Origin of the sequence: Hansschlegelia sp. KR7-227 (assembly GCF_049446035.1) — a bacterium.
In the GTDB taxonomy this organism is placed as follows: domain Bacteria; phylum Pseudomonadota; class Alphaproteobacteria; order Rhizobiales; family Methylopilaceae; genus Methylopila.
Genome location: NZ_JBMSEA010000001.1, coordinates 1,925,553 through 1,948,299, shown reverse-complemented (window position 1 = coordinate 1,948,299; position 22,747 = coordinate 1,925,553). Strand labels below are relative to the sequence as shown.

At 69.6% G+C, this 22,747-nt stretch carries 18 protein-coding genes; 13 read left to right on the top strand and 5 right to left on the bottom strand.

What is annotated here, in order from left to right; genetic code table 11:
- The first annotated feature begins 51 nt into the window (after nucleotides 1-51).
- The gene (locus ACO2RJ_RS09100; RefSeq protein WP_423267678.1) at nucleotides 52-2,406 is read left to right on the top strand and encodes a sulfatase-like hydrolase/transferase; all 2,355 of its coding nucleotides are present in this window, start codon (nucleotides 52-54) and stop codon (nucleotides 2,404-2,406) included.
- 30 nt (nucleotides 2,407-2,436) lie between these two features.
- On the opposite strand, the gene ACO2RJ_RS09095 is transcribed toward ACO2RJ_RS09100, so the two are convergent.
- Together ACO2RJ_RS09095 and ACO2RJ_RS09090 are read right to left on the bottom strand one after the other, a co-directional pair.
- On the bottom strand, nucleotides 2,437-3,333 hold the full coding sequence (locus ACO2RJ_RS09095; RefSeq protein WP_423267677.1) for a formylglycine-generating enzyme family protein: 897 nt from the start codon (nucleotides 3,331-3,333) through the stop codon (nucleotides 2,437-2,439).
- A 259-nt stretch (nucleotides 3,334-3,592) separates the two neighbouring features.
- Nucleotides 3,593-4,924, bottom strand: coding sequence for a calcium-binding protein (locus tag ACO2RJ_RS09090; RefSeq protein ID WP_423267676.1), 1,332 nt, complete (start codon nucleotides 4,922-4,924; stop codon nucleotides 3,593-3,595).
- A 206-nt stretch (nucleotides 4,925-5,130) separates the two neighbouring features.
- On the opposite strand from ACO2RJ_RS09090, the gene ACO2RJ_RS09085 reads away from it, so the two are divergent.
- The 4 genes from ACO2RJ_RS09085 (at nucleotide 5,131) to msrP (ending at nucleotide 9,592) form a co-directional block, all read left to right on the top strand.
- A complete protein-coding gene (locus tag ACO2RJ_RS09085; protein WP_423267675.1) occupies nucleotides 5,131-6,333 on the top strand; it encodes a pyridoxal phosphate-dependent aminotransferase in 1,203 nt (400 codons plus the stop codon).
- Between the two features lie 299 nt (nucleotides 6,334-6,632).
- The gene (locus ACO2RJ_RS09080; RefSeq protein ID WP_423267674.1) at nucleotides 6,633-7,157 is read left to right on the top strand and encodes a DUF992 domain-containing protein; all 525 of its coding nucleotides are present in this window, start codon (nucleotides 6,633-6,635) and stop codon (nucleotides 7,155-7,157) included.
- Between the two features lie 246 nt (nucleotides 7,158-7,403).
- Complete coding sequence (locus ACO2RJ_RS09075) at nucleotides 7,404-8,492, top strand: calcium-binding protein (protein ID WP_423267673.1); 1,089 nt, start codon at nucleotides 7,404-7,406, stop codon at nucleotides 8,490-8,492.
- 104 nt (nucleotides 8,493-8,596) lie between these two features.
- Nucleotides 8,597-9,592, top strand: a complete 996-nt coding sequence (msrP, locus tag ACO2RJ_RS09070; RefSeq protein WP_423267672.1) for a protein-methionine-sulfoxide reductase catalytic subunit MsrP — start codon at nucleotides 8,597-8,599, stop codon at nucleotides 9,590-9,592.
- Nucleotides 9,593-9,704: 112 nt separating this feature from the next.
- Here msrP and ACO2RJ_RS09065 read toward each other — a convergent pair whose 3' ends face one another.
- Entirely contained in the window at nucleotides 9,705-10,574 is an 870-nt protein-coding gene (locus ACO2RJ_RS09065; protein ID WP_423267671.1) for a DUF2189 domain-containing protein, read from the bottom strand.
- 639 nt (nucleotides 10,575-11,213) lie between these two features.
- Here ACO2RJ_RS09065 and ACO2RJ_RS09060 point away from each other — a divergent pair.
- The 3 genes from ACO2RJ_RS09060 (at nucleotide 11,214) to ACO2RJ_RS09050 (ending at nucleotide 14,391) form a co-directional block, all read left to right on the top strand.
- Nucleotides 11,214-11,516 carry a hypothetical protein gene (locus ACO2RJ_RS09060; RefSeq protein WP_423267670.1) on the top strand — a complete coding sequence of 101 codons (303 nt, stop codon included), beginning with the start codon at nucleotides 11,214-11,216 and terminating at the stop codon, nucleotides 11,514-11,516.
- Between the two features lie 147 nt (nucleotides 11,517-11,663).
- Nucleotides 11,664-12,440: an SDR family NAD(P)-dependent oxidoreductase gene (locus ACO2RJ_RS09055; RefSeq protein WP_423267669.1), complete on the top strand. Its 777-nt coding sequence runs from the start codon at nucleotides 11,664-11,666 to the stop codon at nucleotides 12,438-12,440.
- Between the two features lie 121 nt (nucleotides 12,441-12,561).
- On the top strand, nucleotides 12,562-14,391 hold the full coding sequence (locus ACO2RJ_RS09050; protein ID WP_423267668.1) for a diguanylate cyclase domain-containing protein: 1,830 nt from the start codon (nucleotides 12,562-12,564) through the stop codon (nucleotides 14,389-14,391).
- Between the two features lie 70 nt (nucleotides 14,392-14,461).
- Here the strand turns inward: ACO2RJ_RS09050 and ACO2RJ_RS09045 are convergent, their stop codons facing one another.
- Nucleotides 14,462-15,541: an ATP-binding cassette domain-containing protein gene (locus ACO2RJ_RS09045; protein ID WP_423267667.1), complete on the bottom strand. Its 1,080-nt coding sequence runs from the start codon at nucleotides 15,539-15,541 to the stop codon at nucleotides 14,462-14,464.
- Between the two features lie 396 nt (nucleotides 15,542-15,937).
- Between ACO2RJ_RS09045 and ACO2RJ_RS09040 the strand changes: the two genes are divergently transcribed.
- Both ACO2RJ_RS09040 and ACO2RJ_RS09035 read left to right on the top strand, forming a co-directional pair.
- Nucleotides 15,938-17,101, top strand: a complete 1,164-nt coding sequence (locus tag ACO2RJ_RS09040; protein ID WP_423267666.1) for an aminotransferase — start codon at nucleotides 15,938-15,940, stop codon at nucleotides 17,099-17,101.
- Between the two features lie 117 nt (nucleotides 17,102-17,218).
- The gene (locus ACO2RJ_RS09035; RefSeq protein WP_423267665.1) at nucleotides 17,219-17,530 is read left to right on the top strand and encodes a hypothetical protein; all 312 of its coding nucleotides are present in this window, start codon (nucleotides 17,219-17,221) and stop codon (nucleotides 17,528-17,530) included.
- Nucleotides 17,531-17,740: 210 nt separating this feature from the next.
- On the opposite strand, the gene ACO2RJ_RS09030 is transcribed toward ACO2RJ_RS09035, so the two are convergent.
- A complete protein-coding gene (locus ACO2RJ_RS09030; RefSeq protein WP_423267664.1) occupies nucleotides 17,741-18,667 on the bottom strand; it encodes an SDR family oxidoreductase in 927 nt (308 codons plus the stop codon).
- Between the two features lie 98 nt (nucleotides 18,668-18,765).
- On the opposite strand from ACO2RJ_RS09030, the gene ACO2RJ_RS09025 reads away from it, so the two are divergent.
- From ACO2RJ_RS09025 to ACO2RJ_RS09015, 3 genes are all read left to right on the top strand, one after another.
- The gene (locus tag ACO2RJ_RS09025; RefSeq protein ID WP_423267663.1) at nucleotides 18,766-19,359 is read left to right on the top strand and encodes a TetR/AcrR family transcriptional regulator; all 594 of its coding nucleotides are present in this window, start codon (nucleotides 18,766-18,768) and stop codon (nucleotides 19,357-19,359) included.
- Nucleotides 19,360-19,459: 100 nt separating this feature from the next.
- Nucleotides 19,460-21,181 carry an adenine deaminase gene (gene ade / locus ACO2RJ_RS09020; RefSeq protein ID WP_423267662.1) on the top strand — a complete coding sequence of 574 codons (1,722 nt, stop codon included), beginning with the start codon at nucleotides 19,460-19,462 and terminating at the stop codon, nucleotides 21,179-21,181.
- 121 nt (nucleotides 21,182-21,302) lie between these two features.
- Nucleotides 21,303-22,703, top strand: a complete 1,401-nt coding sequence (locus tag ACO2RJ_RS09015) for a glycosyltransferase family 4 protein (protein ID WP_423267661.1) — start codon at nucleotides 21,303-21,305, stop codon at nucleotides 22,701-22,703.
- Nucleotides 22,704-22,747 lie beyond the last annotated feature (44 nt).

Below are 22,747 nucleotides of genomic sequence, written 5' to 3'. Positions count from 1 at the left end.
CATCGCCGCCGCCGGGGCCTGGGGGGAACCGTGCTGGCGTTTTTTCGCGGCGTGACGCTCTTCATCGTCGGCGGCGCGGCGGCGCTCGCCTGGCCCGTTCTGGCCGCGGAGAACGCGGCGCCGCAGAGCAAGCCGAACATCCTCTTCGTCATCCTGGATGATCTCGGGATCGATCAGCTGGCCACATTCGGTCATGGCGGCGTGAACCCGCCCAAGACGCCTAATATCGATCTGCTCGCCGAGCGCGGCGTCAAGTTCACCAATGTCTGGGCGATGCCCGAATGCTCGCCGAGCCGGGCGGCCATGTTCACCGGACGCTACCCGGCCCGGACGGGCGTCGAGGCGGCGATCATGGAGAACCATCTGCCGCAGTCCTACATGTCATCCTTCGAAGCGACGCTGCCGCGGGTGCTGGAGAAGGCCGGCTACGCAAGCGCGCTGGTCGGAAAGTACCATCTCGGCAATGAGCAGGATCCGGCGCAGGACTGCGCGCCCTCGAGCCGGGGCTGGTCGTTCTTCCAGGGCGCCATGACGGCCGGGCTGCCCTCGGTGGACGTCACCGCGGGCGGCATGGATCCGAGCGGGGCGCAGGCCTGCGGCTATTTCCAGACCTCGGCATCCGGCGCCTGCTACTCCCGGCCGCTGCGGCCGAAGCTCTGCGAGTTTATCACGCCGGCGACGGCCGATCCCGGCGCGAGCCCTTCGCGCACCTGCCTGCAGCGGGGCGGCCTGTTCTCGCCCAACGAAGCCTGCGGCGCCCGCCAGCCGACGGCGGCCGATTTCGAGCGGCTCAACGGCTACTATGTGTGGCCGAAGACGACGATCACCGAGGCTCGCGATCCGCTCTACGTGGACACGGCGGATGCCTGTCCGTCCGAGATCGACCGCGCCTACGTCACCAGCGAACAGCGCATGGACGCGATCCGCTGGTGGATACGGCAGGACGGGCCCCGGATGCTGACGCTCAGCTTCAACGCCATGCATACGCCCTTCCAGAAGGCGCCCACCAGCGTGGTTCCCGATCCGCTGGACCGCCGGTCGAGCTGCAGCAACAGCCAGCCGCCCCGCGAACTCCTGAACAACGTGCTGGAAGGAGCCGACGCGGAGATCGGCCGCGCCGTGGCCAGGATGGGTCTCGGCCAGTTGGCGGCGGACGGGCGGACGCTCAAGTCGCTCGACCTCGCCGACACGGTCCTCGTTCTGATCGGCGACAACGGCAGCCAGGGCCCCGCCGTCCGCGCCGCGGACGGCTTCGACCCGACGCGCGCGAAGACCTCCGTCTACCAGACGGGCGTCTGGGTGCCGCTGATCGTCGCCGGGCCGGTGGTCGCCGCCCCCGGCCGCAGCGTCGACGCGCTCGTCAACGCAGCCGATCTGTTCCAGCTGTTCGGCGACATCGCCGGCGTCAAGGTGGCTGAGATCGTGCCGCCGAGCCGGCCTTTGGACAGCAAGCCGCTGCTTCCCTACCTGAGCTCGCCGGACGCGGCCCCGATCCGCACGACCAATTTCACGCAGAACGGCGCGGCGACCTTCACCTCCGATCCGGAGGAGCGCAGCTGGCCGTGCCGCATCGGCAATTTCTGCAATGACTCGCTGTTCGACAGCGCCGAGTTCTGCGCCGACAATGGCGGCGTCTGGTACGGGCCGGGCGCGGAGACCCAGCTGTCATCCTGCTGCGCGGTGAAGGCTGCGGTCGGCGACGACGTGACGATCGCTCCCGTCCGGCAGCGCGCGGCGCGCGACGTCCGCTACAAGCTCGTCGAGGCGGAGCGCTTCGACTGCTCGGCGCCGGTGCCGGCCAACGCCAAGGGGGCCGTACCCTGGGCCGATTTCAAGACCCGGCTGGAGCGGGAGTTCTATGATCTCCAGCCGACCAAGACGAACCCGAACGGCGTCGACTTCGCCGGCCTCGACCTGCTCAAGGATTGCCCGGCCGGCCAGGCCCCAAAGACCTGCCTGAAGACGAAGGTCGAGCGAGCGGCCTTCATCGCGCTTTCGGCCGAAGTCCTGTCGATCAAAAGGGCCGGCGCGGCGCAGGAGGCCTGCCGCAAGAAGGGCGACGGCGATCTCGACATGCGGGTCACCCGCGCCGATCTCAGGGGCTGGCGCGCCTTCTCCGGCGCCGGCCCCAGCGTCTACGACATCAATCTCGACGGACTGACCGACGCGGGCGACCGGGCGATCATCGCCGCCAATCTCGGCGTCGACTGCATGGACCGCTGCGTCCGCGCGGACCTCGACCGGAACGGCCGCGTCGGCGCCGAGGATCAAGCCATCCTGAACGCGCAGACCGGGCCGTGCGACGACCCGGCGCTCTGCGGAGGGGACCTCAACGGCGACGGCGCGGTCGGTCCGGCCGATGTCAAGCTGATGACGACCGCCCGCCGGACCTGCGCCGCCTTGTGAGCGCGGCCCGGACGAGCTTGTCCGGCCCGCTCAGTTCGGTTTCGGGCCGGGGCCGCGCAGTACGGTGCGGAAGCCGACATGGGAGGCGCCGAGATCGGCCTCCTGCGGCTGACGGGCGGTCGGCCGGTAGCGGAGGCAGAAATTGGGCGAGCACAGCCAGGATCCGCCCTTGATGACGTGCGACGGCCCGCCCGCCGTCGGCGCCGGCTGATCCGGGCCTGTCGGACCGCGCTGGCCCTCCGCGAAGCGGTGGTTCGGCAGGTACCAGTCCGTCGCCCACTCCCAGACATTGCCGATCATGTCGTAGAGGCCGTAGCCGTTGGCGGGAAAGCACCCGACCGGAGCCGTGCCGTGATGGCCGTCCGCGCCGTCGTCCTTAAACGGGAAAAACCCCTGCCAGGTGTTCGCCATCCATTCGCCGCCGGGCGTCGGCTCGTCGCCCCAGGCGAACTCGCCCTCCGGCGCGCCGCCGCGCGACGCGAACTCCCATTCGGCCTCCGTCGGAAGCGAGCGGCCCCGCCAGGCGGCGTAGGCCTGCGCGTCCGCATAGGTGACCTCGACGACCGGGTGGTTCTCCTTGCCCGCGATCGAGCTTCCCGGTCCGGTCGGGCTCCACCAGTTCGCGCCCGGCACGTAACGCCACCATTCGCCCATTTCGCCGCGCGCCTCGGACCCCTTCGGCTCGAAGAACACCATCGCGCCCGGCACCAGCGCGGCCGGCGGCAGGTTGGGATAGTCCTCCGCGCGCAGGCCGCGCTCGGCGACCGTCCGGTAGCCGGTGGCGGCGACGAAGGCCGCGAACTGCGCGTTGGTGACCTCGTGGCGATCCATCCAGAAGCCGTCCACCGTCGCCGCCCGGCGCGGCCCCTCTTCGGGATAGGCCGTGTCGGACCCCATCAGGAAGCGGCCGCCGGGGATCCACGCCATGCCTTCCGGTCCGCGGGAGCCCGCATCGGATGCAGGCAATCCGGAATATCCCGCGCAGAGCCGCTCTGACCTGGCGGCCGCGGCCGGGCCGGCCCCCGGCCCCGCCTGGGCGGCGACGCCGGACGCGAGCGCCTGGGCGCCCAAGATGAAGGCCGCCATCACAGGCAGGGCGCGAAGCGGGCGCGTGTCTCTGGCCATAGGATCGCCGCGAAGGAGGCGCGAAGCGCGTCGGCGTACAGATTGTTGACCGGCCGCCGCGTCACATGAGGTCGTCGTGATAGATCGGCGTTCCGCCGAGGTCGGCGCGCGTAATGTCCTCGACGTCGGCGTGGAGCAGCCTGATCGAGCCATAGGCGTTGAACACCGTTCCGAAGCCGCCGAGGTCAAGCACATTGCCGACGGTGACGACGACCGCATCGCCGACCTGCTCCAGCGATGCGACGAGGTCGTTGATCCCGTGCATGCGGATCACGTCCACGCCGTGCCGGACGTCGGCGATGGTTCCGAACGCTCCCTCGTGGTCCGTCGACAGGGTGAAGTCGAACACGTCGCGGCCGGCGCCGCCCACGGCGTAGTCCGCCCCCTGGCCGGCGACGAAGACCAGCAGGTCGTCGCCGCTTCCGCCGTCGAGGCGGTCGACGCCCGCGCCGCCGCGCAACTCGTCGTTCCCGACGCCGCCCAGGAGCGTGTCGGCGCCGGCCGCTCCTTCGAGCAGGTTCGCACGGGGGTCGCCGGTCAGCGTGTCGCCATACTTGCTTCCGACCAGGTTCTCGATGGAGGTATAGGTGTCGCCCTTGGCGTCGTATGTGTTCTTCGAAGGCGCGGCGAGGTGGACGACCACGCCGTGCGTCGCGCCGGCGTAGCTCGCCGTGTCGACGCCGGTCCCGCCGAACAGCTGGTCCGGGCCCACGCCGCCGATCAAGACGTCGTTCCCGGCGCCGCCTTCGAGCCTGTCGACGTTTTGGCCGCCGTCGAGCGTGTCGTTTCCGGCGTCGCCGTACAATTCGTCACGGGCCGCGCCCGAGGTCAGACGGTCGCGGCCGTCGCCGCCGGCGAGACGGTTGGCCCCGTCCGTGTCCGTGAGGATGTCGTCGCCGGCGTCGCCATAAAGGGAGTCGCGGCCGAGGCCGCCGAAGAGCTGGTCGGCCCCGCCGCGGCCGTACAGGCTGTCATCGCCGCCATTGCCGTGGACGACGTCCGTCACCGTGCTGCCGCGCACCGTGTTCGCGAAATTGTCGGTCGAGACGTCCCAGGTGCTGCGCCCGTAGGAAAACAGCGTCACGGTCTCGATGTTGGCGAGCTCCGCCGCCGACACGATTCCTGTGGGATAAATGCCGGTGAATTCGACCGGGTTATAGGCGACGGTCAGCCGGACCGTGTCGTTCCCGCCGTCGGCGGCCTCGACCACCTTGTCGCGCACATAGACCGTCTCCGGCTCGCCGGTGTCGGTCCCGATGTCGGGCGGATAGCTGACGTAGTCGAACAGCCTCAGCGTGTAGCTGTCGTTTCCGCGCAATCCGACAAGCTGGAAGGCTTCGTCGCCCGAGCCCGCCAACGTGTCTGCGTGTGGCGTCCCGCGCCGTACTTCCATCACATCGCCCCACGTGACCAGTACGCACGAAGGCTAACACCTCTTCCGGCGCGATTCCACGACGCCGCGACGCCCGGACCAAGGCGAGCAGGCGGTCAGGCCGATCTGATCAATCGCGAAGTCCGCCATGCGGTCGCCCGTCTTGCACGGCGCCGGGGCCGCGCCTAGGGTCCCGCGCCTTCAACACCCCTTCTCGGAGCCGCTCCATGGCCTTCCTCGCCGACGCCCTCTCGCGGGTCAAACCCTCGGCCACCATCGCCGTCTCGCAGAAGGCGCGCGAGCTGAAGGCGGCGGGGCGGGACGTGATCGGGCTCGGCGCGGGCGAGCCGGATTTCGACACGCCGCAGAACATCAAGGACGCCGCGATCGACGCCATAAGGCGCGGCGAGACCAAATATCCGCCGGTCTCCGGCATCGCGCCGCTGCGCGAGGCGGTCGCGCAGAAGTTCAAGCGCGAGAACGGGCTCGACTACAAGGCGTCGCAGACCATTGTCGGCACCGGCGGCAAGCAGATCCTCTACAACGCCTTCGTCGCGACGCTGAACCCCGGCGACGAGGTCATCATCCCCGCGCCCTACTGGGTCAGCTATCCCGAAATGGTGGCGCTGAACGGCGGCACGCCGGTCATCGTGAACACGACGCTCGAGGGCGGGTTCAAGGTGACGCCGGAGGCGCTCGAAGCCGCCATCACGCCGCGCACGAAGTGGGTGCTGCTGAACTCGCCGTCCAATCCCTCGGGCGCGGCCTATTCCCGCGCCGAGATCAAGGGCCTGACGGACGTGCTCATGCGGCACGAGCACGTCTGGATCCTGACCGACGACATGTATGAGCACCTTGTCTTCGGGGGCTTCGAGTTCACGACGCCGGCCCAGGTCGAGCCCGGCCTCTACGACCGCACGCTCACCATGAACGGCGTCTCCAAGGCCTATTGCATGACGGGCTGGCGCATCGGCTACGCGGCGGGGCCGGAGGCGCTGATCAAGGCGATGGACATGGTCCAGGGCCAGCAGACCTCGGGCGCCTGCACCATCGCGCAGTGGGCGGCGCTCGAAGCGCTGAACGGTCCGCAGGATTTCCTGCCGGGCTTCCGCGCGGCCTTCGAGCGCCGGCGCGACCTCGTGGTGTCGATGCTGAACCAGGCGAAGGGGCTGGCTTGTCCGAGCCCGGAAGGCGCCTTCTACGTCTACCCCTCCTGCGCCGGCGCGATCGGCCGGACCGCGCCCTCCGGCAAGACCATCGAGAGCGATGTCGACTTCGTCTCCGAACTGCTGGAGGCCGAAGGTGTCGCGGTGGTGCAGGGCTCGGCCTTCGGGCTCGGGCCGAACTTCCGCATCTCCTACGCTGCGGCGGACGCGACGCTGGAGGAGGCCTGCCGCCGCATCCAACGCTTCGCCGGAAGCCTTCGTTAGACCGCGTTCTGTACAACCTGAGGGGAGGGACCCTCGACCGTCATCCCGGGCTTGCCCCGAGATCCATTTCCGCTGCCTGCGCCATGCCTTTAAAGACACAGTGGAAGTGGGTTCCGGGACAAGCCCGGAACGACGGGGGAGGTTGCGCGCTGAACCCGTTCCCCATGATGCGATCCCGCTTCAAACGGTCCCCGCGCAGGGAAAGCCGTAACCTTGCGTAAAGGAGTGTGACGGGCGGGCCGAAACGAAAGTCGAAGGCTCGCGTTGTCGTTGCGCAACGACACATCGGGAGACCTGACATGTCCATCCGGCTCAAAGCCGCCGTCCTCGCAGGCGCGATGGTCGCGTCGAGCGGCGCGATGGCCGCCGACGCGGCGCATCCCGACGTCGTCATCGCCAAGGGGCGCTATGTGGCCCAGTCCGGCTTCCAGGTCGGCACCCTGCGCTGCTCCACGCCGGGCGGCATCGGCTACATCCTCGGCTCGCGCCGGGAGGTGTCCTGCGAGTACAGGCCGCGCGCCGGGCGCCATGCGGTCGACCTCTATATGGGCCGGTTCGACAAGCTTGGCGTCGACGTCGGCGCGACCGGTCCGAGCGTGCTGGCCTGGGCGGTGATCGCCCATTCCGACGACCTCGGCCCCGGCGACCTCGCCGGCAAGTACCGCGGCGCTTCGGCCAGCGTGACCGCGCTGATCGGCGGCGGCGCCAACGTGCTGGTCGGCGGCTCCGACATCACCGTGTCGCTGCAGCCGCTCAGCGTCGAAGGCCAGACGGGGCTCTCGGTCGCCGCTGGCCTGTCCGAGCTCCGGCTCGATCCGATCTGAACAGCGACGGCCCGCGCCGCGCGCGGGAGAAGACGCTGCAAAATCACCTGCGATCGGCCGGCCATCCAGGTGGCCGGCCGATCGCGCGTTCGGACGCCGGACGCCGAGCCCGTCAGGTCCAGGTCCGTCGGCTTTCGCATGAAAGCGCGTTACGGCGAAGGTTCGTCTTGGCATTCTTTTGGATCGGACTATCGTCTCTCTTCACGCTCGCGCGAGGCGGCGCGCGGCTGATCGGGGGACGAGGCGATGCCCTATTACGGCAATGAAAGCGACGAGACGCTCTCGGAGAACAATCAGCTCAACTTCCTGTCCTATTACGGGGCAGGCGGCCGGGATCTGATCCTGTTCGGCAACAAGACCGGAGACCCGATCGGGCTCTACGCCGTCTACATCGACGGCGGAACCGGCAACGACGTCATCACCGGCAACATCAACGGCGACCAGCTCTACGCCGGCAGCGGCGACGACATCGCCTACGGCAATGGCGGTGACGACGAGGTCTATGGCGGCGGCGGAAATGACGCGCTCACCGGCAATGAGGGCGATGACTCGCTGTCGGGCGGCTACGGGAACGACACGCTCCTGGGCGGTTCCGGGACGAACTACCTCGACGGCGGTTTCGGCGACGACACGCTCTACGCCGACACGGGCGGCCGCGAGTTCATGTTCGGCGGCGGCGGCTCGGACCTGGTCTCCTATGAAAACGCGTCCGCGGCCATCAAGCTCAATCTGACGAACGGCAATCTGAACGAGGGAACGGCCGAGGCCGACATCTTCAACTCGATCGAGCGGTTCAAGGGATCCGCTTTCGGAGACCGCATGACCGGCGACGGGACGGAGAACGTCTTCGACGGCCACTTCGGCGCCGACACCCTCACGGGGCTCGGCGGCGCCGATCAGCTGTTCGGCGATTCTGGCGCGGACAACCTCCTGGGCGGCGTCGGCAACGACTATGTCGACGGCGAGTCCGGGGCGGACACGATCGTCGGCGGCGCCGGAAAGGACTACATGCTCGGCGGCGCCGACGCGGACGTGTTCCGCTATGTCGCCCTGTCGGACAGCACGGTGGCCCAGAACGGTCGCGACCAGATCGCCGATTTCGCTGCGGGCGACCGGATCGACCTGTCGCTGATCGACGCCAACGCGGCTGTCACGGGCAACCAGACCTTCGCGCTGGACACCGGCGGCGCCTTCGCCGTGGGCGAGATCCGGGTCCGACCGCTCGACGGCGGCGGCGTCGTGGTGTTCGCCAACACCAAGGGCGACGCTGTCCCCGAGATGGCGATCACGGTCTTTGACGTGAGCGCGCTCGCCAAGGCTGATTTCATCCTTTGACGCAGCTGCAAAGGGACTTGCCGGATTTGTGAGTGGCGCGGCGTAACCATCCGGGCCGCGACGACGTATGTCGTGGATATGGAACGGGGAACCGGAGCCCGACAATGCTGATCCGCCGCACAGCCGCGTGGTCGATGCCTGAGTCCCAGGCGACCCCCGAGCATCTCGCTTTTAACCGGCGCCGCGTGCTCGGCGCCGCCGTCGCGGCCGGCGCCGCGTTCGCGCCGGGCGCCGCCCAGGCCGGGATCTTCGACTTCCTCGGGAAGAAGGAGGCGCCCAAACCGCAGCCGCCGGACCCCTCCGCCGGCCTTTACCCCGTCAAGCGCAACGAGGCCTATACGCTCGACCGGCCGGTGACGCCCGAGGCGATCAATCTCGGCTACAACAATTTCTACGAGTTCGGGACCGACAAATACATCGCCGCGGCCGCGCAGGCGCTGCCGATCCGCCCCTGGACGATCAAGATCGGAGGCCTGGTCGAAAGCCCGCGCGAGATCGGCATCGACGACCTCTTGAAGGCGCTGCCCCCCGAGGAGCGGCTCTACCGGCACCGCTGCGTCGAGGCGTGGTCGATGGCGCTGCCGTGGTCGGGCATTCCGCTGAAGGACTTCGTCGCCTTCGCCAAGCCGCTCGGCTCGGCGAAATACGTCGTGATGAAGACCTTCCTGAACCCGGACGTCGCCGACGGCCAGGCGAGCCCGCTCTACGACTGGCCCTACACCGAGGGCCTCACGATCGAGGAGGCGACGAGCGAGTTGCCCTTCCTCGCGACCGGAGCCTACGGCAAGCCGCTCGCCCGCCAGATGGGCGCGCCGATCCGGCTGGCGGTTCCCTGGAAATACGGCTTCAAATCGGTGAAGTCGATCGTCTCGATCGACTTCACCGAGCAGAGGCCCAAGACGTTGTGGCAGGTCGCCGGACCGCGCGAATACGGCTTCTGGGCGAACGTCAATCCCGACGTCGCCCACCCCCGCTGGAGCCAGGCGCGCGAGCGGGTGATCGGGACGGGCGAGATCCGGCCGACTTTGCTGTTCAACGGCTACGCCGAGCAGGTCGCCCACCTCTACAAGGGCCTCGAGCGCGAGCCGCTCTACATGTGAGCCGGCGAGCGCCGCGGCTTCCGGTCCCCAAACGCCGCGCCGGGCCGGGCTTCGGGCGCATCCCTTCTCCGGAGGAAGGTCGTCCGTGCCCGCCGCGCGGCGCGGACGATGGTCAGACGATCGTTCGGCGATACAGGCGCCAGGTCGCGTGGCCGAGCACCGGCATGACGACGATCAGCCCGAGCAGCAGCGGCAGCGAACCCAAGACGAGCCCGGCCGTCACGATCATTCCCCACAGCAGCATCGGCCCAGGGTTCTCGCGCACCGCCCGGACCGAAGCTGACATCGCGGTCGAGACCCGCACCTTGCGGTCGAGCAGCAGCGGGAAGGAGATCACGCTGATGGCGAAGGCCGTCAGCGCGAAAACCGCGCCGGCCGCGCAGCCGAGGACCGTCATCAGCCGCCCGCCGGGCGTCGTCAGCACGTCGGTCAGGAAGCTGACGATCGTCGCGGACGGAGCGAGCGGCTCCATGGTCGCGGCGTGGATGAGCATCGCGACGACGAGCCAGGCGACGAACAGGGCGGTGAGGATCAGTCCGAGGCCCCAGATCGCGCCGGCCGCGGGCGACGCGAAGGCCGCAGCAGACGTGGCCCATGACACCTCCATCCCGGCTTCGCGCCGCCGGCTGGCCTCGTAGAGGCCAAGCGCGAGGAAGGGCCCGACGATCGCGAAGCCTGCGACCAGCGGAAACAGCAGCGGCGCGAGCGAGGCGTTCAGGGTGGCGTAGGCCAGCGCGAGCCCGGCGAAGGGGTAGATCAGGCAGATCGCCAGCACGTCGCTGCGACAGGCGACGAAGTCGTCGAAGCCTTGGCTCAAGGCGTAGCCCACGTCGGAGTACGCGAGGCGGCGGACGCGCGGCGTCTGGGCTTCGAACTCGGCTGCCGGGCGGCGCATGTCGTGATTGGCGGCGCGCACGGCCCCGATCGCGTCGTCCACCTGGGACGCGCCCCATTCCACGGGGTTTCGGATCATCATGGTCATCGGCTCCTCCCGAACCTTGTCGTTCGAGAGATCGCGGCGATCGGAACCTGGGCGCCACGCCGGGCGAAGAACAAGGCGGGCGCGCCGCAACCTGTCGTGACGGGAAGCATACGCCGATCCGGGGCGCTGTCACGCGGGCGTCGCCCGGCTGGAACCAATCCGGCCTCCCGCCGTTTCGTGGCGGGACGCGTGCGGCGTCGCTCGGTCGGCCGATGGCCCCGAGGCGCCTGCGAACGCGAGCGACGATTATGCGTGCGATATGGCTGGCTTTCGCCGTGGGCGCTTTTCTGGGCGGCCTTCGAGCGGTGCTTGGCAGGATTGATACTCCGCCGCCCGATGCGGACGGCGTTCGGCCGTTGATCGCGGAGACGAGCCGGTTCGGTCTCGCCTATGGAGCGATCGTCTTTGCGGTGATCCAGGGCTGGACCCTGGCGGTCGCCGCGGGGGGCGGGTGACGGGCCGGGCGGCGCGGAACCTCAGGCCGGCGGCCGCGTTGGCTCCTTGAGGGCGAAATAAAGAGCGGCGTCACCGCCGCCATGCTCGCGACTCTTCGACGGGCCATACGTCTCGGTCCCTGCGCACGCGCTCCCGGGCCGAGCGTTCGTCGACAGGTCGTGCGCGACTTCGAGGAGACCACCGATGAAACGCAAGGAACTGCAGACCCTCGTCCGCCACTTCCGCCGGGCGGGTCCCCCCGCGCTCCTGGCCGCGTGCCTCGCCGCTGGCGCCGCTCAGGCGCAGTCGAGCACCACGACCGTGACGACGGGCGAGCCGTCCGTCTCCTCCGAGACGACGAAGACCAAGATCAAGGAGCATAATGACGGGACGGTCACGAAGAAGACCGTGACGAAGAGCGACGACGGCGACACGGTGGTGAAGCGCAAGTCGACCACCGTCGATGAGCCCGCCCCGTCCTCGACGACGGTGATCCAGACCCGCTGACGTCGGGGAACGTCGGCCACCTGACCACTCAGTCGAACCAACGACGCCCGGCCTCTCGGCCGGGCGTTTTGCGTCGCGCGCAGGGCTCGCCTTCCGTTCCGCCAGGCGCTAGGTCGAGCACGACCTTCCCAAGACGAGGACGCGCCAATGGCCTATGCGACGATCGACCCGACATCCCTGACCGTGTTCGTGACCGGCGCGACCTCCGGGTTTGGCGCCGCGATCGCCCGCCGCTTCATCGGCGCGGGCGCCAGGGTGGTCGCGACCGGGCGGCGGGTCGAGCGCCTCGACGCGCTGAAGGCCGAACTGGGCGACAACCTTCATGTGGCGGCGCATGACGTGCGCGACTTCGCGGCGACCGAGGCGCTGGTCGCTGGGTTGCCGGAGCCCTTCCGGGATCTCGACGTCGTCGTCGCCAACGCCGGCCTCGCCCTCGGGCTCAAGCCGGGCCAGGAGGTCGACATCTCCGATTGGCATACGATGATCGACACCAACGTGACCGGCTTCGTGAACACCGTCCGGGCCACCCTTCCGGGGCTCGTCTCCCGTGGTCGGGGTCATGTGTTCTCCATCGGTTCGGTCGCCGGCGACTACCCCTATCCCGGCGGCAACGCCTATGGCGGAACCAAGGCCTTCGTGAAGCAGTTCTGTCTCTCGTTGCGTTCGGACCTTCTGGGGAAGAACGTGCGCGTCACCAACATCGAGCCGGGCATGGTCGAGACCGAATTCTCGCTGGTCCGTTTCAAGGGCGATGAGGGCAAGGCTTCGACGGTGTACGACAACCTGCGCGGCATGTCCGCGGACGACGTCGCGGAGACGATCTACTGGTGCGCGACGCTCCCGGAGCACGTGAACGTGAACAGGCTCCAAGTGATGCCCACCGACCAAGCGTTCTCGGCCTTCGCGGTGCACCGCGGAACATGAGGCGCGCGCGTCGATCGATCGAGGCTTCTTTGAGAAGACCTTCGATTGATCGTCGAAACCAAATGGTAGGTCTGGTGGGTTATACCGGATGCGGCCTTTAGGGCCGAAAGGGAGTTTGGCCTTGCAGCCATTGGGCCTGAGGCTTGCCGGGATCGCGGCGCTGGCGGCCCTCTACGGGGCCGGCCTGAGCGCCGTGTTGATCTTCGGGCAGGCCGACGGCGTTGCGGTCGTCGTTCGGCCGATGAACGCGCTCGCGATCGGCGCGCTCGCGCTCATGGGCCGCTCGGTCGCCTGGCCCGAGATCGCGGCCCTCGTGGTCATCAGCGCGCTCTGCCAGATCGCTCTCGGCGCGGACGCGTCAGAGGCGGTGGTGCTCGCCGCGGCGGCTGGCGCGCATATCAGCTTCGCAGGCTGGCTGCTGCGCCGCGCAGGACTGACCCCCAACGCTCCAGCCCGGCCCAGGAGCGTCGTCAACCTCCTTATTGTGGCCGTGATCGCGCCGATCCCGGGCGCCCTGATCGCCGGCTTGACGACGGTGGACGCGCCATCGGAACTGGCCGTCCAAGCGGCCGTGCGATGGCTGCTGCAGGCGGTCAGTTTCCTGATCCTCACGCCTCCCTTCCTGTTCTGGCGCAACCGCGCCTACCGCGAAGCGGCGGTGGATTTCCGCCGGCGAACCTTCGGCGAGGCGTCGCGGCGCGCGCGCATCGCGGAGATCGCGGTCGCGTCCGCCGCTCTCCTTGCCGCCGGCGTGATCGTGCCGATGACCGGGCAGATCGTGCTGATCGAACTGTCGGCCACGGTCCTGCTGTGGTTCGCTTTGCGCTTCGGCATGTTCATCACGTCCCTCGCCGCAGCGATCTTCGCGGGCTGCGTGGTCGGCGCGGCGTTGATCGGGTTCTGGCCGGGCTCCGACGAAGCGGCCCGCGCCGCGATCCTTCTCCCGCTGCAGGCGACGCTCGCTCTGACCACCCTGCCGGCTCTGCTCGTCGCCTCGATCATGTCGCAGCGCGAACATGCGCGCCGTATGCTGCACGCCGACGCGACCCGTCTCGCCTACGCGCTCCAAGGCGCGAATGACGGCATGTGGGACTGGGACGTGCCAAGCGGCGCCAGCTTCTTCAGCGAGCGCGCGGCGCGCATGTTCGGCTACGAGCCGGCCGAATTCACGCGCGCCGTGTCGAGCTGGGAGGCGCTGCTGCATCCGGACGACGCCGGGCCGGCTCGCGCGGCGTTCGAGGCCCATATGCGCGGCGACACCCCATTCTACGAGGCGGAGATCCGGTGCCGGAGCCGGGATGGCGACTGGATCTGGGTGCACGACCGCGGCAAGGTCGTCGAACGCGATTCCGACGGAAGAGCCCTTCGCGCGGTCGGCACCTACACGGACATTTCCGAGCGTAAGCGCCTCGAAGGCGCGCTCGAGCATCTCGCCACGCATGATTCGCTCACAGGCCTCGCCAACCGCGGCGTGTTCGAACGCGGCCTTCACCGCGCCGCCGCGCGCCTTGAGCGATTTGGCGGCCGGGTCGCGGTGCTGCTGATCGACGTCGATCACTTCAAGTCGGTCAACGACACCTACGGCCACGCGGCGGGCGACATCCTGCTTGCGACCGTCGCGGGGCGGCTGCGCGACGCGACGCGCACGGACGACCTCGTCGCGCGCCTCGGGGGCGACGAGTTCGCGATTATCGCGAGCGGCCAGAGCGCAGCGGAGTTCGACGTCCTCGCCGCGCGGCTCATCGACTGTCTGGCGGAGCCGATCACGCTCGACGACCGCACGCTGACGCAGACGGTGTCGGTGGGAATCGCGGTCGCTTCCACGGGGGCGCATGTCGGCGAAGACCTCGTGGCGCGCGCCGATCGCGCGCTTTACGCCGCCAAGCACGCAGGGCGCGGCACTTGGCGCTTCTTCGGCGGCGGCGCGGGCAAGGTCGTGAACTCAGGCTGATCGCGGGTCGATTCGGGGGACGTGAACGATCCCCCGTCCCGGCGCTCAACGTGGAGCGCAGCCGCCTCATCTACGCAATGAAGCCCAGAACTTCGACGCCAAGTTCGGCGTCCTCCAGCCGTTCGACCGCCGCCGTGAAATAGGGCTCGTCGGAGGGGGCGGCGACGATCAGCACCCCATAGGGCGCGCCGCCGGCCGCGCCGAGCGAGCCGGCGACGATGCCAAGGTCGAAACCGAGTTCGCGCGCCACGTAGGTCAGCACCGGCCTCGTCGCTGAAGGACCTTCGAAGGCCAGCCGTATCAGCGCCTGTCCGCCGGGCGTCGCCGTGTCGGAGAGTTTGCCGGCGATGAACGGCGGCAGGGTCGCGCCGGTCGCCGCCGCGGCGAAGCGCCGTGTGACGGCGTGAGCCGGCCGCGCGAACACCCGCGCCGTGGGGCCTTCCTCCACGATCCGTCCCTGATGCAGCACTGCCACCCGCGAGGCGAGCGCGGTGACCGCCGTCATGTCGTGGGTGATCAGCAGCACGGTGAGCCGCGCCTCGGCGTTGAGACGCGCGAGCGCGGTGAGAAACGTCCCCGCGATCTCCGGATCCAGGGCCGAGGTCGCCTCATCGAGAATGAGCAGGCGCGGCTCTCCGGCAAGCGCGCGCGCGAGGGCTGCGCGGCGACGATGGCCGGCCGACAGTTCGCAGGCCGGCCGATCGGCGTCGCCCTCGAGATCGAGCAGCTCGAACAGGCGCTCGAGCGCGCCGGGGGTCGCAGCAGCGCCGAGAGCGTCGCGCCGCTCGACCACGATGTCGCGCACGCTGCGGGTGGGCGGCAGGTCGGGATCCGGACCGAGGACGGCGATCGCGCGGCGCAGCTTCGCGCCGCCCGCCTCATAATCCACGCCGTCGAGCGCGACCTGCCCGGCGGTCGGTCGCTCCAGCCCGGCCGCCAGCAGGCCGAGGGTCGACTTTCCTGAATCGGACGAGCCGATCAGGCCAAGAATTTCGCCATGGCGGAGTTCGATCGACACGCCGTCGAGCGCGACGCGCGTCTCGCCGGTCAAGGCCGTAAAGGTCTTGTGGACGTCGGACAGACGGAGCAGCGACTCGGCGGGAGCCAAGGGGGAGGCGGGGGACGGCGCGGCGCGCAGCTGGGCGTTCATGACGGCCTCCGAACGATGGGCCCAGGGCGGGACGCGCCCGAAGCGAAGCAACGAAGCGGAACAGGCTATCGGGACGCGCGGCGAAAGCCGACGTCAGGAACGCCGCTGTTTCATACGCCCGCCATCTCCTGTCTCTCGAATCCGGCTATCAAATGGCGCCGACGGACGAAACAGCGATCCGATGGAATCTTTGTCGCGAGGACACAAGTATCGTTCGGTCTAGCGAACGTGTCAAGGCGCGGACGCGCGCCGCGCCGCTGTCCGACGGTTAAGAGATTTACAATAAGCCCATTGCGTTAAATGACATACCGATGAATGCTTTCGCTGCCGTTCGCTTTCGCGGCGCCGGCCTTCGCCGCCGCGAAAGCAGATCGAATCGTTCTATTTAAAGAACGGATGGCCCCGATCCGACTCAATCCGATCTTTTCCGAGCTGCCGGTCACCGTCTTCGAGGCGATGTCGCGTCTCGCCCGCGAGACCGGCGCCGTCAATCTCGGTCAAGGCTTTCCGGACGATCCGGGACCGGAGGACGTTCGCCGCAAGGCGGCGGAGGCCGTCCTCCACGGCTCGAACCAATATCCGCCGATGATGGGCCTCCCCGAGCTTCGGCGCGCGGTCTCCGACCATTACGCCCGCTGGCAAGGCGTCGCGCTCGATCCGGAGACGCAGGTGATGGTCACCTCCGGAGCGACCGAGGCGGTCGCCGGGGCGCTCTTCGCGCTAATCGAACCCGGCGACGAGGTCGTGCTGCTGCAGCCGATCTACGACGCCTATCTGCCGCTCGTCCGGCGGGCCGGCGGAATTCCGCGCTTCGTGAACCTGGCGACGCCCGGCTGGCGCTTCGACGCCGACGCGATCCGCGCCGCGCTCGGCCCGAAGACGAAGGCGGTCCTGCTCAACAATCCGCTCAATCCCTCGGGCACGGCGTTCGGCCGCGCGGACCTGGAGGTGTTGGCCGAGGCGCTCGCCGACAGCGACGCCGTCGTGCTGGCGGACGAGGTCTGGGAGCACGTCCTGTTCGACGGCCGGGAGCATGTCTCGGCGCTCTCCGTGCCCGGGCTCGCCGAGCGCACGATCAAGATCGGCTCCGCCGGCAAGATCTTCGGGCTGACGGGGTGGAAGGTCGGATTCGTCTGCGCGCCGCCCGACATCCTGCGCGTGCTCGCCAAGGCGCACCAGTTCCTCACCTTCACGACGCCGCCGAACCTGCAGACGGCGGTCGCCTACGGGCTCGGCAAGGACGAGGCCTGGTTCCGGCAGATGCGCGCAGGGCTGGAGGCGAAGCGCGACCGGTTCGCGGCGGGGCTCGCCGCCGCGGGCTTCGCGCCGCTGCCGAGCGACGGCACCTATTTCCTCAACGTCGACCTCGCCCCGCTCGGCGTCGCCGACGACGTCGCCTTCTGCGAGCGCCTGCTGCGCGAGGCTGGCGTCGCCGCGATCCCGGTCTCGGCCTTCTACGCCGAACGCAAGGTGACCACCGTCGCGCGCTTCTGCTTCGCCAAACACGACGCGACGCTTGACGCCGCCATCGCCCGGCTCGCCGCGTTCATGCGCGCCTGACGGGCGCCGGGCTGGGGCTCCTGGAAAAACGCATGGCGCTTTGAACCTCGGCGTTGCAGGCGGCGACAGACGGTCGTCAGGGCCGGATGGCGGCCCTCAAACTCCGAGGAGACGACCATGTTCAAGCTGATTTCGTCCAAGTCCGGCCTCGCCGCCCTGGCCGTGGCGGCGCTCGCGATCGGAGCGTCCGCCGGCGTCTCGACCCCGGCCGCCGCCAAGGGTTGGGGAGGCGGCCACGGCGGCGGGCACGGGCATTGGGGCGGGCATGGCGGCGGCCATGGACACTGGGGCGGCCACGGGCCGCGCTTCGGCTACCACGGCTATTATGGGCCGCGCCGCGTCTACGTCCGCGACTGCTACCGGGTCTGGCGGCGCGTGTTCATTCCTGGCGAGGGCTATGTGAAGACGCGCGTCAGGGTCTGCGATTGAACGCTTCCGGCTCCGGGCTTCCCAACGCCCGGAGACCCGCCCTCGCGGCGGCGTTGGATGACGGCGGCCGACCCGCTGGGGACGCGGTGCAGGTCGGCCGCCTCATCGCGCGCGCTAAAACGCGCGCGATCCCGGTGTTTCAAGTCGTTCCGGCCGCTTCCGTCTGGAAGGCGCGGAAGAGGTGGGACGGCCGCGCTGGGCTTGCTTCGATCATCGTCCGTCCCCGCCGAACCAGATCCCGGCGAGTCGCTCCGACACGTCCCACAGCCGCGCCGCGACGGCGGCGTCCAGCGCCTGCGACGGCGTCCGGGCGGGGGCCGGGGGGCCGCGCAACTCGTTGAAGCGCGCGGCGCCGTAGTAGCCGCCCGGCTTGGCGTCCGGCGCAGTCGCGGCGTAAAGGCTCGGCAGCGCGGCCTGCGCCGCTGGCTGGAACAGGAATCCAAGCCGTCTTCGCAGGAAGCCGGCGACGCTACGCTCGCCTGCTCCGTTCCGGATGAGGTCGGTCGCCGCCACGCCCGGATGGGCCGCGATCGCCTCGACGCCCCAGCCGTCTGCGGCGCTCCGTCGCTGGAGCTCGAAGGCGAACAGCAGGTTGGCGAGCTTTGACTGTGCATAAGCGCGCATCGGCGCGTAGGAGCGCTCCGATTGCAGGTCGGCGAAATGGATTGCGCCCCTCCGCGCTGCGATGCTCGACACGCACACGACGCGAGAATTCCGGGCCTTCCGAAGCAGCGGAAGCAGGGCGGAGGTCAGGGCGAAATGACCGAGATGGTTGACGCCGAACTGGAGCTCCAGGCCGTCGGCGGTGACGCGCCGCCGGGGCGGCGCCATCACGCCGGCGTTGTTGACGAGGATGTCGAGACCCTCCCGCTGGCCGCGCAACCGGTCGCCGAAGGCTTCGATCGATCTCAGGCGCGCGAGGTCGAGCGCTTCGAACCGCGCCTCCGCGCCTTGAGCTTGGCGGTTGATGGCGGCGATCGCCGCCGCGCCCCGCGACGGGTCGCGGCCTGCGAGAATCACCTCAGCGCCCGCGGCGGCCAGCGCCAGAGCGGTCTCGAAGCCTATTCCGCCCGGCCCCGTGACGACGGCGGAGCGCCCACGGAGCGACGGAATGTCGAGGAGTCCCCAGTCCGCCATCCCATCCCCCGCCCCGACGAAAAACCGCACTTCGTGCAATTCGGTATTGCACGAAGTGTGATAATTCAAGGCGCGCCAATCCGTGCCAGGATCAATCGATGGTGAACGAGCCGCAAAAGATCGAAGGGCTGCGGCAGCGGAAGCGCCGCGAGACGCTGCGGCGGATCGCCGACCGGGCGCTCGACCTGTTCATCGCCGACGGCTACGAGGCGACGACGCTCGACGCCGTCGCGGCCGCCGCCGGCATTTCGCGGCGCACGTTCTTCTATTACTTCAAGTCCAAGGAAGAGATTCTGCTCGCCTGGCAGAACGGCTTCGGAGAGTTGTTCCGCGAGGCGATTCTGCGGGAAGGGGCGAACGGCCCGCCCATCGACGTGGTGCGCGACGCTCTGACAAAGCTGATCTCGCGCTACACCACCGACGAGATGATCGCGATCGACCGGCTGATGCGGTCGCACCCGACCCTCATGGCCCGCAAGCAGGCCAAATATGTCGAGCAGGAAGGCGCGGTGTTCGAAGCGCTCTGCGCCCTCTGGCCGGATCCGAACCGCCGCGTCGGGCTGCGCCTCGTCGCGATGGCCTCGCTCGGCGCGCTCAGGCTCGCGATCGAAGCCTGGAGCGCGCAAGGAAGCGTGCGGGCGCCGGCCTGCTATCTCGAAGAGGCGTTCGCCGCGCTGAAGACGGAGATCTGACGGCCGGCGAGTTGCGGTCCTCCGGCGCGCGAGCCACCTTCAGTCCGCGGCGACCGGGCGTTCGGACGCGAACCATGCCGCGCGGGGTGGAGGAGATCGGATGACGCAGGACGACGAGGAGGCCTCGGGCCGAATCGCACGCCGCATCGAGCAGGGCCGGGGGGTGGAGCTCGCCGACCTCGTCATCAAGGGCGCGCGCGTGCTCGACGTCGTGACCGCCACCCTGTTCGAGAGCGACGTCGCGATCTGCGGCGACACGATCGTCGGGACGTTCGCCGAGTATGACGGCGTGCAGACGATCGACGGGCGCGGCCTCACCGTCGTGCCGGGCTTCGTCGACGCGCACCTCCATATCGAGAGCTCGATGCTCACCCCGTTCGAGTTCGAGCGTTGCGTGCTGCCGCACGGCGTGACGACCGCGATCTGGGATCCGCACGAGATCGCGAACGTGCTGGGCGCCGCGGGGATCGACTATGCGCTGCGCGCGGCCGAAGCCGCGATCATGGACATCCGCGTCAATCTCTCCTCCTGCGTGCCGGCCTCGCCGCTAGAGACGTCGGGCGCGCGACTCGAGGTCGACGACCTCACGCCGTTCCGCGACCACCCCAAGGTGATCGGTCTCGCGGAATTCATGAACTTCCCCGGCGTGCTCGCGCGCGATCCCGGCTGCCTCGCCAAGCTCGCCGCGTTCCGGAGCGGTCATATCGACGGCCATGCCCCGCTGCTGCGCGGCAAGGACCTCAACGGCTATCTCGCGGCGGGCATCCGCACCGACCACGAAGCCAACAACTACGACGAGGCCTTCGAGAAGCTCCGCAAGGGCATGAGCGTGCTGATCCGCGAGAGTTCGATCGCCAAGGATCTGCACGCGCTCTGGCCCCTGATCACGCCGGAGACCTCCGCCTTCATCGGCTTCTGCACCGACGACCGGAACCCGGTCGAGATCGCGGCGGAAGGCCATATCGACCACATGATCCGCTGGACCATCGCGCAAGGCGTTCCCCCGGCGCATGTCTACCGCGTCGCGAGCTGGTCCGGCGCCAACGCCTTCGGCCTGCGCGACCGCGGCCTGATCGCGCCCGGCAAGCGGGCCGACCTGGCGCTGCTTTCCGATTACGAAGGGTGCCAGGTCCGCCATGTCATCGCGGGCGGCAGGCTGGTGACGCCCGAGGCGTTCGCCTCGCGGCGGACGACCGCTCCGGTCGGCCTGCGCAGCATGAAGGCCGAGCAGGTCTCCGCCGGAGACCTGCTGCTCAAGGGCAAAGGCGGTCCGCGGCCGGTGATCGGCGTCATCCCGGACAAGATCGTCACCGACAGCCTGACGCTCGACCTCGCCGAGGCCGGGGGCTTCGTCGCGCCCGATCTCCGTCAGGACGCGCTCGCCGTGGCGGTCGTGGCGCGCCACGGCGTCAACCGGAATATCGGCCGCGGCTTCGTGAAGGGTTTCGGGCTGCGCGAAGGCGCGATCGCCTCGTCGGTCGGCCACGATAGCCACAACATCTGCGTCGTCGGCGCCGACGCCTCCGACATGGCGACGGCCGTGAACCGGGTGATCGAGCTCGGCGGCGGCTTCGTCGTGGCGTCGGCGGGCGCGGTTCGCGCCGAACTCGCGCTCCCTCTCGCGGGCCTCATGAGCCTGGAGCCCCACGAGACGGTGCGCGAGCGGCTCGTTGGGCTGCGCGCGGCGGCCGCGGGGCTCGGCTGCGTGCTGTCGGAACCCTTCTTGCAGGTCGCCTTCCTGCCGCTCGCAGTGATCCCGCACCTCAAGATCACCGACTACGGAATGGTCGACGTGGACCGGTTCGAGGTCATCGAGGGCTGAGCTTTCCCGTCGCCGTCGGAGTCGATCTCTCGCTTAATTCGCCGGCATGGCTTGAAACCCGCCGCGCGGAGATCGAAAAGGCGCGCTGCCGCCCCGCGCGGCGGTCCGACGGGTCTGGCGCATGCGGCGACGAAAGAGCGAGGACTGGCTGGCCGGCCTGCCGGCGCGGCGGGTGCTCGTCGTGTCCGACCGCTATCCGCCCGACGATGTCGGCGGGGCGGAGCTCAGCCTGCATCTGCTGTTGCGCGAGCCGGTCCTGCGGGACCAGGTGTTGGTGGCGACCTTCGATCAGACGCTCGCCGAGCCCGAGCGCCGCGTCGTGGACGGCGTCGACGTGATCGCCCTGCCGGCTCCGGCCGCGTGGCCGCTGCATCGGCTGTCCCAACATGAGGTCGAGCGTCTCAAGACCAGGCCGTTCCTGCTGAAGTGGCTCAGCTTCGTCGGCGAGGCGGTCGCGTGCGCGGTGCGCGATCCGAAGGCGCATGGGCCGGCTCTGCTGCTGCGAATCGCGCGGGCGACGCCGCCGGGCGGCATGCGGATGGCGCATTCGACCGTCCCGGAAAGCCGCAGCCCCGCCGACATCCGCGCCATCCTGGACCGGCTGAATCCCGCGCTCGTCCACGCCGACAACGCCCGCTCCATCATGAAGGCGGCGACCGCGCTCGAGGGGCTCGCCACGCCGCTCGTGGCGCTCGTGCGCGATCACCGGTTCACCCGCCTGCGCTTCGATCAGACGGCGGCGCCGTCGGATGGCGCGCCGCCGGATTGGCGCAAGCGCGTCGAGCTCCGCTGCGCCCGCCAGGCGCTCGCCTTCCGCCAGGCGATGCTGCAGCGCGCGACGCGGGTGATCGCGACGAGCGGCTACCTCCAGCGCACCCTCTCCGAGGTGGTCGCGCCGGACAGGCTGACGCGCGTCGCGCTCGTGCCGATCGCCCCTGGCCCGACGGCGCCGCGCGCCCCCACGGCGACCGGCGCCTTCCGCATCCTGCTCGTCGGCTCGCTCACGCCGAACAAGGGACAGACGCATCTGCTCGAAGGCTGGGACGAACTGAGCGCCCGCATTCCCGACGTGGAGCTCGATCTTGCCGGAAGGGGACCGGCGCGCGACGACATACTTCGCCTCGTCCGCGCGAAGGGGGCGGCCTCGAAGGTGCGCCTCCATGGCCGGGTGTCGCCGGCGGAGGTGGCCGAACTCTACGCCGCCTGCGACGTCGTGGCGCTGCCGACGCTGTGGGACGAGCCGTTCGGCCGCGTGTCGCTCGAGGCCGGCGCCGCAGGCAAGCCCGTCGTGGCCTATGCCTCCGGTTGGCTCGCAAACACGGTCGTCGACGGCGTCACCGGCAGGCTTGCGCCCGTCGGCGACCGCGCCGCGCTGATCGACGCGCTGGGCGAGCTGGCGGCCGACCCGGCGCTCAGGGCGCGCATGGGGGTGGCCGGCCGCGAGGCTGCCGCCGCCCATGCGCCGGACAAGCTGGCGCGGCGGCTGCTCTGGATCTGGGACGACGCCGCGCGGAGGCGGTGAACGGTCTGCGTTCGCGCGGCGCGCGTGTCGGTGTATGGGAAGGC

Bases quoted from the DNA above. Each gene is read 5' to 3' on its own strand.
- ACO2RJ_RS09060 (WP_423267670.1), top strand. From the start codon at position 11,214: ATGAAACGCAAGGAACTGCAGACCCTCGTCCGCCACTTCCGCCGGGCG.
- msrP (WP_423267672.1), top strand. From the start codon at position 8,597: ATGCTGATCCGCCGCACAGCCGCGTGGTCGATGCCTGAGTCCCAGGCG.
- ACO2RJ_RS09030 (WP_423267664.1), bottom strand. From the start codon at position 18,667: ATGGCGGACTGGGGACTCCTCGACATTCCGTCGCTCCGTGGGCGCTCC.
- ACO2RJ_RS09090 (WP_423267676.1), bottom strand. From the start codon at position 4,924: ATGGAAGTACGGCGCGGGACGCCACACGCAGACACGTTGGCGGGCTCG.
- ACO2RJ_RS09015 (WP_423267661.1), top strand. From the start codon at position 21,303: ATGCGGCGACGAAAGAGCGAGGACTGGCTGGCCGGCCTGCCGGCGCGG.
- ACO2RJ_RS09095 (WP_423267677.1), bottom strand. From the start codon at position 3,333: ATGGCGTGGATCCCCGGCGGCCGCTTCCTGATGGGGTCCGACACGGCC.
- ACO2RJ_RS09065 (WP_423267671.1), bottom strand. From the start codon at position 10,574: ATGACCATGATGATCCGAAACCCCGTGGAATGGGGCGCGTCCCAGGTG.
- ACO2RJ_RS09075 (WP_423267673.1), top strand. From the start codon at position 7,404: ATGCCCTATTACGGCAATGAAAGCGACGAGACGCTCTCGGAGAACAAT.
- ade (WP_423267662.1), top strand. From the start codon at position 19,460: ATGACGCAGGACGACGAGGAGGCCTCGGGCCGAATCGCACGCCGCATC.
- ACO2RJ_RS09085 (WP_423267675.1), top strand. From the start codon at position 5,131: ATGGCCTTCCTCGCCGACGCCCTCTCGCGGGTCAAACCCTCGGCCACC.
- ACO2RJ_RS09025 (WP_423267663.1), top strand. From the start codon at position 18,766: ATGGTGAACGAGCCGCAAAAGATCGAAGGGCTGCGGCAGCGGAAGCGC.
- ACO2RJ_RS09035 (WP_423267665.1), top strand. From the start codon at position 17,219: ATGTTCAAGCTGATTTCGTCCAAGTCCGGCCTCGCCGCCCTGGCCGTG.
- ACO2RJ_RS09045 (WP_423267667.1), bottom strand. From the start codon at position 15,541: ATGAACGCCCAGCTGCGCGCCGCGCCGTCCCCCGCCTCCCCCTTGGCT.
- ACO2RJ_RS09055 (WP_423267669.1), top strand. From the start codon at position 11,664: ATGGCCTATGCGACGATCGACCCGACATCCCTGACCGTGTTCGTGACC.
- ACO2RJ_RS09080 (WP_423267674.1), top strand. From the start codon at position 6,633: ATGTCCATCCGGCTCAAAGCCGCCGTCCTCGCAGGCGCGATGGTCGCG.
- ACO2RJ_RS09040 (WP_423267666.1), top strand. From the start codon at position 15,938: ATGGCCCCGATCCGACTCAATCCGATCTTTTCCGAGCTGCCGGTCACC.